Origin of the sequence: Sphingopyxis sp. BSN-002, assembly GCF_022024275.1 — a bacterium.
In the GTDB taxonomy this organism is placed as follows: Bacteria; Pseudomonadota; Alphaproteobacteria; order Sphingomonadales; family Sphingomonadaceae; genus Sphingopyxis.
Map to the genome: position 1 here is coordinate 3,113,999 of NZ_CP091804.1, position 16,463 is coordinate 3,130,461.

Below are 16,463 nucleotides of genomic sequence, written 5' to 3' on the forward strand. Positions count from 1 at the left end.
ATAGCCGCCGGTCCCAATTGAGATTGAGTCGCAAGAAGGGGAACGCCATGACCGTCCGAATGATCGCGCTTTGCGGAGCTGCAACGCTGGCCTTTGCCGCCAATCCGGCCTGGGCGGGCGATGGGGCGGGCGATAGGGCGGGCGAGGGAGCGGACGATGCCGCCACGGCGGAAGCCGATGCGGGGGGAGCCGACGATACCATCGTCGTTTTCGGCTACACCGGAACCAAGACCGACACGGCGCTCACCGAATTGCCGCAGCCGGTCAAGGTGATCACCGCCGAGCAATATGAGGCGCAAGGCGCAATCAGCATCAGCGACACGGTGAAATATGCCGCTGGCGTCCTTGCCAACCCCTATGGTCGCGACACGCGCGTCGACGGCTTCAACATCCGCGGGCTCGATGCGCTGCAGTTCCGCGACGGTATGCGCGACATCTTCAGCTATTATGCCTCGATCACCTCGGACCCGTATAATTTCTCGCGCGTCGAGATCGTCCGCGGGCCGGCCTCGGTGCTGTTCGGGCAGGGTTCGATCGGCGGCCTCGTCAACCTCGTCAGCAAGACGCCGGATTTCGACACCCGCGGCGAAATCAGCCTCGTCTATGGCAGCGATGACCGCAAGGAAGTGCTGGGCGACGTCAATTTCGCGGTATCCGACACGCTCGCTGTCCGCTTCGTCGGCCGCGCGCGCGACGCCGACACCTATGTCGACCACGTCCCCGACGACCGCGTCATGTTCGCACCATCGATCCGCTGGCAGCCGACCCCCGACACCGACGTCGTGCTTACCGGCCTCTATCAGGAGGACGACACGGGCTCGACCTCGCAGTTCCTGCCGATCATCGGCACCTTCCGGCCGAACACGGTCGCGGGCGAACAACTCGGTCGTTACACCTTCGTGGGCAAGCCCGGCTGGGACCGCTATGCCGGCCGCTCGCTCCAGGGCGGCGGATCGATCACGCACCGCTTCTCGGACGCCGTGAAGCTCAGCCTCAAGGCGCGCTATATCGACAGCGACCTCGAATATAATACCCATTATGCCGACAGCTATACGGACCCGCAGGATCCCTTTTCGGTCTATGGCACCGACGGCCGCACCATCGGGCTCTACGCCGATGCCAGCGACGCGCGGATGAACGTCTTCTCGACCGACAACAATCTCCAGCTCAATTTCAGCACCGGCGCCAATATCGAGCACAAGCTGCTCGTCGGCCTCGATTACAGCTGGAACAAGGTGCAAAAGCGCGGGATCTTCGGCTTCGAGATCGTCGATCTCTACGACATCGATTATGATGCGCTGCTGACCTATGATCCCAGCGGCCCCTTCACCACGGAAAGCCAGAAGCAGCTCGGCGTCTATGTGCAGGACCAGATTCGCTTCTTCGACCGCGTTTCGGTCGTGCTCGGCGCGCGCCGCGACCGCGTCACCGGCTCGTCGGGCCAGAAGGACAATGCGACGACTTTCCGTGCCGGGATCATCGGCGAGGTTGGTGCGGGCTTCTCGCCCTTCTTCAGCTATACCGAAAGCTTCCTGCCGGTGGCGGGCAGCATCGACAATGGCGACGGGACCTTCGGTGACCCCTATAAGCCGCAGACCGGTACGCAGTACGAGGCGGGCGTGAAATGGCAGCCGGCGCCGAACACGCTCGTCACCGCGACCGTCTTCAAGATCCGCGAACGCAACCGCGTCCTCTATCTCGCCGCCGGCGGGACGACGCAGTCGGGCGTGCTCAACACCAAGGGCTTCGAGATCGAGGCGAGCCACACGCTGCCCGGCAATTTCGAGCTGCTCGCCAATTATGGCTATTCGAAGCTCAAGTCCGAAACCAACACCAGCCTCGACTATATGCCGCGTCACACCGCGTCGCTCTGGACGACCAAGAGCTTCGACCTTGCGAGCGACGTGCAACTGCGCCTCGGCGGCGGCGTCGTCTATAGCGGCAAGAGCGTATCGACGAGCCCCGTCTGGTCGATCGTCACCCCGTCGCGCATGACGGTCGACGCACTTGCGGAGATCAATTGGAACAACTGGCGCTTCGCGCTCAACGCAACGAACCTGTTCGACAATAAATATTATGCCTCCTGCCTCGCACGTGGTGACTGCTTCGTCGGGGCGCCGCGCAATGTGATGGGCACGCTCGGCTACCGCTTCTGACGGGGATGAGGGCGGGATGAGCGGGACGGCCAGGGTGGCGCGCAAGAGCGGTTGGCGGGACGTGGCTTTGCGTGCGCTCGCCGCCGTGCCGCTCAACTACGCCGTCACCGCCGTTCTCACGATGCTCATCGCGCGCCTGCTGCCGGGCGGCGCCGCGCAGGCCAGCATCGGTGCGACCTTGCTGTCCTTCATCCTCTTTGCGGGAATTGCGATGGCCGCGTTCGCCGTTCGCTCGACCGTCAAACTCTGGCTCGGTCTGGTCGTACTCGGCGTTTTGGCGGGCGGCATCGACTGGCTGCTGATCTCGATCGGTGGCCGGCTGTGAAGCAGGGTTTCCGTCAGTCGATGGCGTGGCTGCACACCTGGACCGGACTGCTGCTCGGCTGGTTGTTGTTCGCGATCTTCGTTACCGGCACCTCGGCCTATTTCCAGGAAGAGACGACGCGCTGGATGACGCCCGAAGTGCGAAGCGTGCCCGTCGATCCGGCACGCGGCTTCCAGAGCGCAACCGACTGGTTGCAGCGCGAGGCTCCGGGTGCGAGCGAATGGTCGGTCTATTCGGCGGGGAAGCGCGCCGCCGACCTGCAGCTTTATTGGGTCAACGGCCCGGACGTACCTGCCGATGCGCCGACCGAAGCACGGCTCGACGGGAACGGTCAAAAGGTCGAGGCCCGCGAGACGCTCGGCGGCTGGTTCCTTTACCGCTTCCATTACGACCTGCATTACATCAACTGGTATTGGGCGCGCTGGATCGTCGGCATCGCGGCGATGGCGATGCTGGTCGCGATCCTCTCGGGCATCGTCACGCACAAGAAGATCTTCGTCGACTTTTTCCTGCTGCGCTTCGGCAAGGGGCAGCGCAGTTGGCTCGACGCGCACAATGTGTCGAGCGTCCTGTTCCTGCCCTTCATCCTGATGATCACCTATACGGGGCTCGTCAGCCTCGCGACGCACTATATGCCGTGGGGGATAGCCGCCAACTATGCGAGCGAAGACAAGTTCTTCGATGCGGCCTTCCCCTGGCCGGCGCCCGGGGAGAAGACCGGCGTCGCCCCGCTCGCGCCCGTCGCGCCGCTGGTCGGGCAGGCGGAAAGCGAATGGGGCGTCGCGGCCGGAAGCATCCGCATCCTGAATCCCGGCGATCGCACGGCGCGAGTCATCGTCTCGAGCGCGCCCGATGCCGGCATGTCGGTGCGCCCGCGCTCGATCACCTTCGATGGGGTAACGGGCAAGGTCGTCGAGCGGCGCGATCCTGCCGGTGCCGCGACGGCCACCGAAGGTACGATGATCGGCATTCACGCCGGCCGTTTCGCTTCGGTGCTGCTTCGCTTCCTCTATTTCCTGTCGGGAATTGCCGGATGCGTCATGGTGGCGTCCGGCCTGATCCTGTGGACTGTAAAGCGCCGCGCCAGACTTCCCGATCCCGAGCGTCCGCATTTCGGTTTCCGGCTCGTCGAGAAGCTCAATATCGCGGCGATTGCGGGCCTGCCCCTGGCGATCGCGGCCTATTTTCTCGCCAACCGTCTTCTGCCGCTCGATATCGCCGGACGGAGTGATCGCGAGATCGGCACCATGTTCATCGTGTGGGGCGCCGTCGCCATATGGGCGATCGCGCGGCCGGCCGGACGCGCATGGATCGAAGGTTTCGCGGCGACCGGAATCGCCTTCGCGGCCATTCCGGTCGTGAACGCGCTCACGACCGATCGCTCGCTTGTCGCAAGCCTCCTCGCCCGCGACTGGGTCTTCGCAGGTTTCGATCTGGCGATGCTCCTGCTCGCGTCGGTCTTCGGCTTCGCGGCGTTCAAAGTCGCGCGCCGGCAGAAACCGGGGAGGCGGGTGCGCGGCGCGGATGCGCATTCGCGGCAGGAGGCCGCCGGATGATCCATATCCTGCTTTTCGGCCTCGCCTGCGCGGGATTCGCGATGCTCTGCCTCGCGCGCGATCGCCATCAACGCGACCTCCTTGGGCGAAAGCTCCCGGCTGCCGCCCCCAAAGCGCTTCGCGCAGCCGGGTGGGCCTGTCTCGCGCTGGCCTTTGTCCTGGCCGGCCGGGGGCTTGGCTGGGCCTATGGCACGGTCGAATGGCTCGGGCAGATGAGCGCCGGTGCGCTCGTCACAGTCCTGTTCCTCACACGCCTGTCGGCCCGAACATCTTCCTCGCGCCGAGCGCCGCCATAGGGGGCATCTCGAACTGGCAAGATTGCTCCTGCCGCATTTTCGTCAGCAGCGATGCCAGAGGTGGCGGTTGCGGCGTGGCGGCAGTTTACGCGAATCCGTAGGCAGTATCCGCTGCGGCGTTACCATGGCCGCAGCGGCCCCGTCGACGGCGGCCGGTATTCGCCGCGCCAAGGGCGGGTTCCGGGCTACCATTTGAGCTCTCCCGCCCGCCCGTCGGAGCCCCCGACGTGATAGCCCCAGCGTTCCCAGGGGTTGTTCGAATAGGCCATGTCGCGGATCGACTGGCCGACCGACTGGTCGACGAAGGGCGACGCGATCAGCCCGATGATCGCGCCGACGACCAGCCATGCGACATAGGTGATCTGATAGATCGGCCCGAAGATCCGGCTTTGCGTGATGTGCAGCGTTTCGTGATAGAGGAGGTCCGAACCCTGATCGGGATACCGCCCGCGCATATTGCTGATCACATTGCCCGCGGTGAATGCGGCCTTTCCGTCGATCGAAAAGCCGCGATCATATACTTGCCGGTTCTGGCGTTCGCTCCACTTGGCTTGATAGCTTCCAGGCGCAGCGATCGAATTATAGATGTTCGACAGATTGCCGAGCGACGTCCCGAGGAGGCCCCAGGTCGAGTCGGCAAGGAAAGCGATGAACCCCGTCCCGCCGCCCCAGTCGTAGATGCCGCGCGCGCCGGTATAGAGGCCGTTTATTCCGCCCATGATCCCGCCGAAGATCGCCCCTGCGGGCCCGCCGACGAGGAAGCCCGTGGCTGCGCCGAGCGCTGCGCCGATCGTCGTGGTGAGCGCGGTCTCCAGCCCGATCAGCAGGCTTTCGCCGAAGGATTTGCCGCGCGCGATCCCCGAAACGAAGCCGACAGTGAACCCGACCGCCGCGACGACGGCGGCAACGATGAAAAAGAAGCGCCCCGTCGGGTCCTTGAAGTCGACCGGGTTGTTGACCGCGTAGCTATAGACATGGAACCCCTGCGGGACGCTCGCGGTGAGCGAGGGATTTTCCAGTATGTACCAGTCGGGTGACAGGAAGCGCCCGAGCGAAGCGGAATAGATGCGCGCGCCGATGCGCTGGATGCCCAGCGACGCCTCGCGCTCGATACCAAGATAGCGATCGAGCGCGCTGCCATCGTCGACCGCCAGCCCGAACGGGGTATAGCGCTGCTGCGCAATCGGCGTGCCGGCATCGTCAATCTGAAGCAGCACCGATCCCTGATGATCGCTGACCTGGTAGGCGGTGCGATCGGCCTCGCCGGGAGCGCTGCGGATCGTCGCGATTGCGCGGTCGGAGAGATAGACATGGCGAAGCGCGAAGCCGTCATGCTGTTCGAAGAGGCTGCCGATCGCGCGCATCGAGGTCACCGCACCGCCGCTGTTGCGATCGACCTGCGCGACGCGGCCAAGCGGGTCGACGACATAGTCGACGACCGGACCGCCGCTTCTTTCGGCGCGGGTCAGCCGGTCGAAGAGGTCGAAGCTGAGATTTGTCCCGTCACCGAGGCCGGTTGTGTGGCCGCGCGCATCATAGTCGAAGCTGCGCGGGCCCCCGGGGCCGGTAGTGCCGGTCAGCCGCTCCGGCCGCATGCCATCGGCATAGGCCATCTGCGTTCCCGTTTCGCCGCAGGTCCGGATGTTGCCGATTGCATCATAGCCGTAATCGACCTGCCGGACGGGAGGGCCCCCTTCGCTGGTCGATATCGCCATCGAGGTGAGCCGCCGCGCGCCGTCGAAGCCGAAGCGGCTGACGCGCAGATCGCCGGGCATCCGGTCGCGTATCGCGATGCAACCGCCGATCGCGTCGCGATCATAGGCGATGCTGCGAAGGGCAGCCCCGTCAAGCGTGACGTCGAGGCCCCTGACGCGCCGGTCTTCGCGGGTCGTGACGACGGTCACGCCGTTCGCGAGCCGGTAGCTTTCGACGGCGTCATCGGCGTCATAGAGGATGTCATCGACGACGCCGTCGATTGCCGTGACCCGTCCGCCACTGTCGAGCGTTTGCTCGACACGTGCGCCGTCGGGATGGACGATCGCGGTGATGTCGCCGCCAAGCCCGTATTCCCATTGTACTTCGAGCGCTTCGCCGTTCACCGTCACCCGCTCGGCGCGCGTCCGGCCCAATCGCGTATAGCGATAGTCGATCCTCGAGGCCGGCTCGACGATCGCGGTAAGGCGCCCGGTCGTGAAATCGGCGTCGGGCGTCGCTGCATCGGCATATTCATAGCGGCGCAGCGTTGCGCCGCCGCCGGTGATCGCGATGGGCCGCCCGATCGGATCATAGGCATAATCGAGCATTTGCCCGTCGGCGAGCTTCAGCGCGACAATCCGTTCCGCGGCGTCGCGATGATAGTCGCGCGTGCCGGCCTCGCGCGATGCAATGCGAATCGCTTCGCCGGCGGCGCCATAGGTGTAGGCGATCCGCGTCTTGCCATCGCCGTCGAGTACCGCCTTGATCCGCCCGTCGAGCGTCAGGTCGTAACTTGTGACAGCGGCAACCGCGGGCTCGATCCATTCGGCGATGCGCCGGATGCGTCCCTGCGCGTCGAAGTTTTCGGTCCGCGTCCTGGCCGGTGCGCTGGCGGTACCCTCGAAGCGGGTCACCGTTGCCGTGTCGCGCGCCGCCCGGAACAGGCTATCGCCCGGGCCTGCGCGTTCGATCATATGTCCGTTCGCATCATAGCGCGTCCGCTCTTCGGCGGCATCGATCGATTGCGGCGCGAAGCCGAAGCTCGTCACGAAGCGGTCGGCGAATGTCGCCGATACCAGCCCGCGGACGTTCTGGCGCACCTCGTGCCGGCTGACGAGGCGCGGCGATCCGTCGGCCGCTGCGGGTCCGTCGCCGATCTCCTGCGCGCGCTCACCGAAACCGTTGAAATAGACGCGGCCGTGGCGGACGTCTGCAGCATTCGCCGGATCGCGGGCGCTTTCCGGCGTCAGTCCCGCTTTTCGCGGCAACCATGATAATGTTGCCACGGGCAGCACGTCGATCGCGGCGTCCCACAGCGCCACAAGCTGCTCGTCGCCTGCGTCGCCGAGTTCATATTGCGCCGCCGGCCGGCCGAGCGGATCGCAGACATAGCGTGTCCTGCGCCCGTCGCTCGCGGCGATTTCCGCGGGCTCTCCCGATACAGGGTCGAAACTGTACGTCACGCGGTGCCCGACGGCGTTGACCTGTTCGACCGGATAGAGTCCGTCGTCGTCGAACGCGATACGCGTGGACTGTCCCAGCGCGTCCCGCTGTTCGACGATATTGCCGCGTGCATCGCGCCGGACGCGAAAGGTGGTCGCATACCAGCCCGGTTCGCCGCCCGCAGCCTCGCGTTCGAAGCCGTCGGCTGCCATGTCGCGCCCGCCCAGATAGCCCGCGGGAGTCGCCGCGTCGCGAAGATGCAGCTCGCGAACCCGCGTCGGCAGGCCTTTTTCGGCCTCACCGAGTGGCAGGCCGACAAACGCCGCGCCGTCATAGTGGGTTTCGCGCAGGCGTTCGGTGCCGCCAGCGCCGCTGACCTGCTCGCGAACGGGCAATTTGACGAGCCAGGCGGGCGAAGGCGCGATGAAGCTCGAACGTTCTTCGCTGACGATTTCGGAATCGGGCTGGCCCTCGAAGAAAAAGCGGCGGCGCTTGCAGCCGGCGTTGCCCGCGCTGTCATGCTCGGAATATTCGGTTCGCTCGATCCGGTCGGCGTCGGTTTCGCCGATCTCGCGCTGCTCGACGCTCAGGAGCCGCGGGACGAAGACGAAGCCGTCCGCGCCGTCGTGGACTTGCACCGCTTCCCACTGCTGCTCCGATCGCATGCAGAGCCGCTCGCCATCCTCCGTGACTTCGTGGATCTCGAGCGCGGCGAGCGATCCGCTCAGCGCGCGCTGGCGCTGGCGTTCACGCGGCTCGGGCATTTCGGGCTCGCCCTGGAAATAGCGATATTGCTGGCGGAGCGTTGGAGCGGAATCGTCGCCGATCAGCCGCTGTTCGACGTCGGCGAAGCCGCGGAACTCGCGCTCGATGCCGTCATAGACGCCGTCGCGATACACAAGCTCGGTGCGCCGCCGGTTGTCGAGGATCGTATCATGCTCGTCGATAGCGGTGACGACCGGTACCGGAAAGGGCAGGCTTCCCGTCCAAAGGCGCCCGGCCGCGCGATCGGCGATCCGCATTGCCGTGGTGCTGGCATAGGCGATCGTCGTCACGCCGCCCATGCCGTTGTCGATCGACGTCAGCAGATAGGGTTTGGTGCCATTGTCGAAACGGAGAGCCGCCGCGCCCGCACCCTCGGGGGTGGTTGAGGGCTCGGCCCACACGAGGCTCGCCATGCCGTCGCCGAACAAGTCGAGCGCGATCGGCGGCGTGCCGTGCCGCGCGATCGCGACCGGAAGCTCGATCGCGCTGCCGAAACCGGTGCCGCTGCAATTGAGCCAGACGGTGGTGCCGTCGTCGCCGCAATAGACGAGGTCGGCGCAGCCATCCCCGTCGACGTCCAGCAGCAACAGCCGGTCTTCGCGATATCCGGCGGGGAAGGCGGGCGGTGCGTCGAGCAGGACGCGCGCGCCGAAACGCCCGTTGCCGAGATTGGGCCAATAGCTCGCGTCGCCGCTGCGGATCAGCACCATGTCCTGCAACCCGTCGCCGGTCATGTCGGCGAGCCGTACGCCGCGGTCGCCGAAACTGACATCGGGAAAGAGCTCGAGATCATGCTCGCGGTCGATGACGCTGGTATCGGTCCAGCCGACGCCCGGCTGATGATGATGCACGACGATATGGTCGCGCATTGTGGCGATAAGGTCGGTCACGCCGTCGCCGTCGATATCGGTAAGGCGCGTCTGCGGGCTGGCGAGCGCGATGCCGGGAGCGCCGTCGAAGATCAGCGGTCGGTCGCCGAAGCCGCCCTTGCCGTCATTCTCTACCGCGAGCTGGAGCGGCTGGTCGGCGACGAACAGGTCGGCGCGGCCGTTGCCGTTGAGATCGGCGAATGCGACATCCTGCTGTGCGAGGCGCAGCGCGGCCGGCACCGCGTCGATCAGCGTCGGGCCTTCGAAATGACCGTCGCCGACGTTACGCCAGAGGCGAAGCGCGCTGCCGCTGTCGTGCAATATATCGGGCAGGCCGTCGCCGGTCATGTCGACGAACTGTGTGTCCTGATCGGCGATGCCGGGCGGTGTCATCGTCCCGGTGAGCCTCCGCCACTCCCATGCCGCCAGATCCTGGCCGGAGTAAGCGAAGGTCAGCGGCGGTAGCGCGGCATTCTTGCCGCCGCGTTCGGCTTCCAGCGCGACGCGGGCGAGCAGCGAGCTGCCATTGGTGGCGCGCTCGTAAGTCAGCGAATAGGTGCGCAGTAAGGTCGGCGCCGCGCGCTCGCTGTGCAATGCGATCGATTTCGCGCGGCGATCGAGCGTGCGGAGAAATCCCGCGCGGCCGTTGCGGATGAGGTCGGGGCGATCCTCATAGTCGATGACCAGGCTGAACACGCTCCAGCGCACGGCCTTGATCAGCAATCGATTGCCCCGGCGTTCATAGTCGAAATGCATTTCGTTACCTGCGGCGTCGACTTCGCGTTCGATCAGCCAGGCAAAGACACGCCCGCCGTCGGCCTCGCGCGCTTCCTCGCTCGTGCCGAGGAACAGCGTCGACCCCGTCCCCGTCTTGATGCGCCATCCGTCGCCGTCGCGCTCGATCAGCCAGTTCAGCGTGTCGACCCGCGGCCGGAAACGGCCGTCGCCGACATCGACCAGCACTTCGGCGCCGCCGAGAACGAAATTGTCGGCGTCGGTGTAGGTCGGCAGGCCACGATCGGTGCGCCGTTCGATGCGCGGCAGTTCGAGCCGCCAACCGAGCCCGAAGGGCCCGTTCCCGCTTCCCGTGCCATAATCGAGTTTGAGGTCCGGACGCATCTGTCCCGCGCCGAGCGGCATGGGCAACGGGACCGAGAAGGACCCGCTGCCGCGCACGAGGTCGGGCTGGAAGCGGTCCCCGAGCGGCGAGACGCCGCCGCCCGGAAGGCCGGTGATGCCGGCCGCTGCTCCTGAATCGGCGCGCATCTCAGATCTCCTCGGCGACGAATGCGAACCCGTATTCGAGGCCCATCTGGATATTGTGGATGCGATCGAACTTCAGCGTGCCGCCATCCTCCAGCGGTGCCCCGCCGACGATCTCGACCTTCCAGTCGCCTACCGGCGATCCGTTCGCGAGACCGGCGAGCGTGGCAGCTTCGCTCGACACCGACCCGTCGGCTGCGGTGGTCGCATTCCCCGAACTGCCGTTCGGCGCCGTGATCCTGAGTTCGATCCCTTTCGCCGGAACCCCGGCCTTGGTGACGACGCGGAAATTGACCGACGCTGTCGAGAAATCCTGCTGGTTGAAGGGCAGGCGGTCGCGGCGGAAGGCGAATGTGGCAGCGCCGTCCTTGTAGAGCCCGTACCAGCTTTCGGGGAAGTCGAAGCGCAGGTCGAAATTGCGCAGTTCGGTGAGCTCGCCCGGACGAACGGGACTCGACAGCACCGTCTTGCGCAGCAGCGGATCGAACTGTGCGGTGTAATAGATGACCAGGTTGACGTCGAAGATTCGCGCATAATCGAAATCATTGCTGCGACGTGGCAGGTGGAGCTTCCACGTGGTCGCAAGGCCCATGCCCTGGAACAGTCCGCGCAGGCCGACCTCGGGCGTGTAGATGAACAGGTCGCCGCGCACCGTGAAATCGGAAAGCGCCATCGTGTCGACCTGGTGCACGCGCTTGTTCGTGCCGCGGCTGCGGGTGCGATAGCTCGTTACCCCGCCGCAACGGACCATGCCGTTGATCCCCTCGGGCGGGAGCAACCCGGCGAATTCGACTTCTACCGCTTCTATCCGTTGATTGTGGAAGCCGGGATGCAGCCGGTCGAACTCATAGAGATCGGTTTCGAGCTCCAGCACGCCGGTGCGACGGAATTCCTCGAACTGCGCGGGGAAATTGTGCGCGATCGAAATCGTATCCTTGATCCGGCTGTTCTTGCGCGTGCGTCCGGTGATGGCCTGATAGGTAAAGGCGTCGATGTCGCGGATCAGGCTGTCGCCGCCGAGCAAGGACACCGACCCGCCGGTCGACGCGTTGACCATCGCATGGCCGTAGCCGTTCTTGATCAGCGACAGGTTGGTGTCGTTCTCGAAATTGAATGCGCGCTGCATCAGTTTGGCGAGGCGGATTGCATCATGGAGATAGGCGGTCGAGATGCCGCGCATGACCCACGCCATCTTTGCCCACACCTCCGGCGTGAACATCTCGCTGTCGAACGCGTCGAGCGATTCCTCGGCCATCGCCGCGCGCTCGGCGCTTGCCTCGGCGGCGATCTCGGCAACGCGCAGCCGCGCTTCGGCGGCGTTCAGCATTTCCTGTGCGATATCGACCGCGCCGGCGAGGTCGGCGATATTGTCGTCCATCTTGGCAAGTTCATATTCGCGCGTCCGCCGTCCCGAGCGATAGGTCTGCGCTGCCGCGAGCAGCGGGCCGGCGCCACGGATCGTCTCGCCGTTGTCGAGCCGGTCGGCGAGCGCAACGACGGTATTGAACATCGCGGACTCGCCGCCGCCGAGCGCCTGCGCTGCCGCCGACGCCCATATCTGTTGCCAGCTCGCCTCGGCATAATCGTCGCGCTGACGCTTGGCATTTTCCTTCCGTTCTTTGGCGAGGTCGAGGGCGGCGGCGGATGCGTCGACATCCTCCTGTGCCGCTTTCACCGCTTCGAGCTTCGCCTCGGTCTCCGCCTTCGCCATCGCGACCATCGTTTCGAGTTCGCGGCGCGTCGCCGTTTCGGCCTCCTGCTGGGTAGTGAAGTTGACGAACTCGCGCTCGGCCTGGATCGCGCTCTGCGCGAAGCCGCGCGCGACGCCCTGCAGATATTCGAACGTATGGATCGGCGAGAGAAGCGTGCCGAAGAAGTCGAGCCCGTCGAGAATCGACTGCATCCGGCTCGCCGCGGTCAGCACATAATAGCCGATCTCGGAATTGGAACCCGGCGTTCCCGATCCGATCGCCGCCAGCCGCGCTTTCGCGATCGCAGCCGGTCCTGACAGCTTTTCGAGCTTGTAGAGGAACGAGCCGGCGGGGGCATCGAAGTCCTCGGTGACGAACTTCTCGTACTGCGCCTTGGCGGCCTCGATCTTCTCGTCGCGATAGAGCGAGTCACCCCATTGCATCACATTCGCGGCGAGCTTCAGCCAGACCGCCGGCGCCTCGTGCGCCTTGTTCAGATATTTGTACGACGCTGCCTGCCTGTAGGAATCCTCGGCCTGCGCATAGCGGCCGAGCGCGTGCAGGGCGTCACCGATCTTCATCGTCAGGACGAAGCTGTAGAGATGGTTGACATACAGGCTGGCCGACGCGCCGTCGGTCATGTTGACGATCAGGTCGGAGATGTTCGTTGCGGTGATGCGGACGTCGTAGATCTTGGCCATGACCATGTCGGCCGTCGGCCCCTTGCCGGGCGAGACCTCGAAAGCGACGGGGCCGGCGGCGCTGCCGACGCCGACCTTCCAGCCCTGCGCCGCCGCTTCGCCGCGCGCCACCATCGTCCACCCGCTGTCGTCGGCGCGCGAGCGGACGGCGAGGACGTCGCGCCGTTTCTCGGCAATCGCCGCGGACACGTCGCGCGAGCGCGGCGTCGCGCCCCCGCGTTCGATCCGGCCGGCGCCGATTCCTCCGCTCCCGACGAGCGCTGCGGCATCGGTGAAGAGCTGGTCGGCGCGCCGCGCGTCGGTGTCGGCCAGTCCGACCGCCGCGACGTGAAGAGCCTGCGCCTGGCCTTGCTTGTCGCGGGCACGCGCAAACAGCGCGGCGGCTTCCTCGGCAACCTCGCTGCCTTTCGCGACGTCGCCGGCCTGGATATGCGCGGTCGCCAGATTGAGCGCGATAGACGCCTGCGTTCCGGCGCTCGTCCGCCCCGTAGCGCGGCGCGCGGTCTCGAGCAGTTCGATCGCGCCGGCCGCACGCCCTTCGGCGATCAGCCCCGCGGACCGTTCGAGCGTGTCGGTTATCTCGTTCGATCCGGCCGTCTGGAATCCGGCGAGGCTGTACAATTTGAAGTCGTCGGTCAGCGGCGGAAGGGTGACCGTCGTCAGCAGCCCGCCGGGCTTTGTTGAGGGCTGCGCCGCGTCGAGAAGCTGGACGCCGGCCTGCATCATCCCGGCCTCGATCGCTTCGGATACAGGCAGCAGCGGCGATGTCGCGACCGAATAGAGGATGGCGTTGAAATTGGGCGCGACCTGCGAATAGAGAAGCGCGCGTGCCGCCTTGTAGTGCGTCAGCGCCGCCTCATAGCTTCCCGATTTATAGGCTTCGTCACCGTCGCGGATACGCAATTTTGCCTTGGCGAGGACGGCGTTGGCCTTGTCCTGCGCGGTCGGACCGGTGGCGGCGCCGATGATCGCGATCAGGTCGGGACGAAACTCCATGACGGGTGTGACGGTCAGGAAGCTGCTGGCTTGGAGGGCTTTCATTCGGATTCTCCCATGCATTGCGGATCGCGCGCGAAAGTACGCGCGGGATGGATGTCGGTGATGCAACTGGACCCTGCGGTTCGGGAGGGTTCGCCGACGAAGGCAATCTGGCCCGCAGGCGCATTGCGCGCCCGCAGCGAGTGGCCAGACCGCCACGATATCGTCAGTCGAAGAAGTCCTCCGCCCGTCTTGCCCCAGACATGGCAAGGGGGCAGCGAGTCTGATTGGACGAAAGCGTCACGGGCGCTAAGCCGTTCAGAATCAGCGACGAAAAATTCGATGTGTCAGCCTGATACAAATCAACGCCGCGAGAGTTTGGCGGCGATGCCGTCCGGCCGCTTGCCCGTTGCACCATGCTTGCCGAAAAGCCTGCAACGCTCACTTCATATTATGCACCACCGGAAGCAAGCCGTCTGTCGTTGGCCGGCAGGTGATTGTCGGGCGCCCTGCAATTCGCCAAGAGCGGCAAAATCCGCGGATCCGGATGGGATGAGGTCCGGAGCGAAATCATGGCGTCATCCTGTGGCCGCGAAAAGGCGGGCCGCAGGGCTGAATATCTCACTAAATATCTGAATTTATGCCATAATATGGCTATGATGGTGCGGTCGAGAAGACTCGAACTTCCACGGCCTTTCGGCCACAACGACCTCAACGTTGCGCGTCTACCAGTTCCGCCACGACCGCACATCATGATGGTTCCGGACAGTCCGGCACCAGGTAGGAGCGGGCGCCTAGCAAAGCTTTCCGGGTGATGCAAGCGAGCTTCGCCGCTTTTATTTCTTGCACCTGCGAACATGGCGCCGCGCGGCTTGGGCCGATGTCACGGAAGCGACTTCGAAGAGTCACCTTACTGTCATTGCTCTGGCGTCAGACCGTCATCGAATCACCCTAGTGGCGGCGGCACCGGGGGCGAGGCGGCACACCTCTTTCGTTTGCCGGTGGTTTTTCACTGCGCTCGACATGCGCACACCGGGAACGGAGAATTTCATGGCGGCCTTTGCACGCGTTCGTTTGATCATGCTTACCAGCGTGGCCTGTTCCACCCTCGCGGCCTGCGGTGCCGACGACATCGCATCGCCGGGCGAAGGCGGTACGATCATCATCAACCCGACGCCCACCCCGACCCCGACGCCGACCCCCACGCCGACTCCGACTCCGCCGTCGGTGACGCCGGCTGCCGGCTGCCCGACGATCTCGGCCGGCGCGCTCACCGACAGCGGCACGATTGCCAACGCATCGGTCGGTACCTTCCGCGTCTGCACGCTGCCGTCGGTCATCACGGGCAGCATCACGCTGCCGAAGATCGCCGGTCTCGTCTATCGCATGAACGGCCGCGTCGACGTCGGTACCGACAAGGGGCCGACCACGACGGGCACGACCAACGTCGTCCTGACGATCGAGCCCGGCGTCATCCTCTACGGCGAATCGGGTCCGTCGTGGCTCAACGTCACCCGCGGCAACTCGATCCAGGCCGTCGGCACCCCGACCAAGCCGATCATTTTCACCAGCCGCGACAACGTCCAGGGCCTGAACACCGAAAATTCGTCGGGTCAGTGGGGCGGTGTCGTGCTGAGCGGCCGTGCGCAGGTCACCAACTGCGCGACCGGCGGCGCGGCGCCGGGCACGACGGCCTGCGAACGCCAGACCGAAGGCGCGGTGGATCCGGCGCTTTACGGCGGCGCGAACAACACCGAGAGCAGCGGCCGTCTGAGCTATGTCCAGATCCGCTTCTCGGGCTACATCCTGTCGAACAACAGCGAGCTTCAGTCGCTGACGCTGCAGGGCGTCGGTTCGGGCACCCAGATCGATCATATCCAGTCGTACAACAGCTCGGACGATGCGGTCGAAATCTTCGGTGGCCACGCCCATGTGAAGCACTTCATCGCGGTCGGCGCCGAGGACGACAATCTCGACACCGACGTCGGCACGAAGGCAAACTTCCAGTACGGCATCATCGTCCAGCGTCCGAACATCGGCGACGCGCTGATCGAGGCCGACTCGGACGACACGCTCGATGGCGACAATCCGCGTCAGAACACCCGCGTGTCGAACTTCGTCTTCTACCAGAATTCGAACAACAGCTCGTCGGACCAGGCGTCGATCCTGCTGCGCGGCGGTACCGACTATGGGCTCTACAACTCGCTGGTCGTCAGCCCGAACAACTCGTGCCTCCGCATCAGCCGTGCGCAGACCGCTTCGGGCACGCAGAATGCCGCGATCGACGAATTCGGTGCACCGATCTTCCGCTCGGTCCTGATGCAGTGCTCGGGCACCAAATATATCGGCAGCAACGGCCCGTCGGCGACCGACGTGCAGGCGATCTTCGGCACCGGAACGAACGGCAACAACGATGCCTACACCCCGACGCTGACCAGCCTGTACATCAACGGCGCGACCGAAACCGCGGTGACCCCGTTCAACGTTTCGACGCTGAACGGCCAGACGTTCAACGGCATCGAACTGACGCGGGCCGGCTTCTTCGACGCGACGACCTATATCGGCGCGGTCAAGGATGCGAGCGACACCTGGTTCCAGGGTTGGACCTGCAACAGCGGCACCGCCAATTTCGGCACCGGCAATTCGGGTCTCTGCACCACGCTGCCGACCACCTGAGGCCTTTGGCATCAATCGGGAGGGGGCGGCGGGGTGCCGCTCCCTCTCA

7 protein-coding genes and 1 tRNA gene are annotated in these 16,463 nt (G+C 65.3%); 5 read left to right on the forward strand and 3 right to left on the reverse strand.

Annotated elements, in window-relative coordinates; all coding sequences use genetic code 11:
* Positions 1-47 precede the first annotated feature (47 nt).
* The 4 genes from L7H23_RS15480 (at position 48) to L7H23_RS15495 (ending at position 4,333) form a co-directional block, all read left to right on the forward strand.
* Complete coding sequence (locus tag L7H23_RS15480; protein WP_237836763.1) at positions 48-2,156, forward strand: TonB-dependent siderophore receptor; 2,109 nt, start codon at positions 48-50, stop codon at positions 2,154-2,156.
* 61 nt (positions 2,157-2,217) lie between these two features.
* Positions 2,218-2,481 carry a DUF3649 domain-containing protein gene (locus L7H23_RS15485; protein ID WP_237836764.1) on the forward strand — a complete coding sequence of 88 codons (264 nt, stop codon included), beginning with the start codon at positions 2,218-2,220 and terminating at the stop codon, positions 2,479-2,481.
* Entirely contained in the window at positions 2,478-4,037 is a 1,560-nt protein-coding gene (locus L7H23_RS15490) for a PepSY-associated TM helix domain-containing protein (protein WP_237836765.1), read from the forward strand. The genes L7H23_RS15485 and L7H23_RS15490 overlap by 4 nt, the downstream gene beginning before the upstream one ends.
* Entirely contained in the window at positions 4,034-4,333 is a 300-nt protein-coding gene (locus L7H23_RS15495; RefSeq protein ID WP_237836766.1) for a DUF3325 domain-containing protein, read from the forward strand. Before L7H23_RS15490 ends, L7H23_RS15495 begins: the two co-directional genes overlap by 4 nt.
* Positions 4,334-4,518: 185 nt before the next feature.
* Here the strand turns inward: L7H23_RS15495 and L7H23_RS15500 are convergent, their stop codons facing one another.
* From L7H23_RS15500 to L7H23_RS15510, 3 genes are all read right to left on the reverse strand, one after another.
* The gene (locus L7H23_RS15500; protein WP_237836767.1) at positions 4,519-10,371 is read right to left on the reverse strand and encodes a toxin TcdB middle/N-terminal domain-containing protein; all 5,853 of its coding nucleotides are present in this window, start codon (positions 10,369-10,371) and stop codon (positions 4,519-4,521) included.
* 1 nt (position 10,372) lies between these two features.
* Positions 10,373-13,801, reverse strand: coding sequence for a hypothetical protein (locus tag L7H23_RS15505; RefSeq protein WP_237836768.1), 3,429 nt, complete (start codon positions 13,799-13,801; stop codon positions 10,373-10,375).
* Positions 13,802-14,398: 597 nt separating this feature from the next.
* Positions 14,399-14,485: transfer RNA gene (locus L7H23_RS15510), tRNA-Leu, on the reverse strand.
* A 303-nt stretch (positions 14,486-14,788) separates the two neighbouring features.
* Here L7H23_RS15510 and L7H23_RS15515 point away from each other — a divergent pair.
* Entirely contained in the window at positions 14,789-16,414 is a 1,626-nt protein-coding gene (locus L7H23_RS15515) for a hypothetical protein (RefSeq protein ID WP_237836769.1), read from the forward strand.
* Positions 16,415-16,463 lie beyond the last annotated feature (49 nt).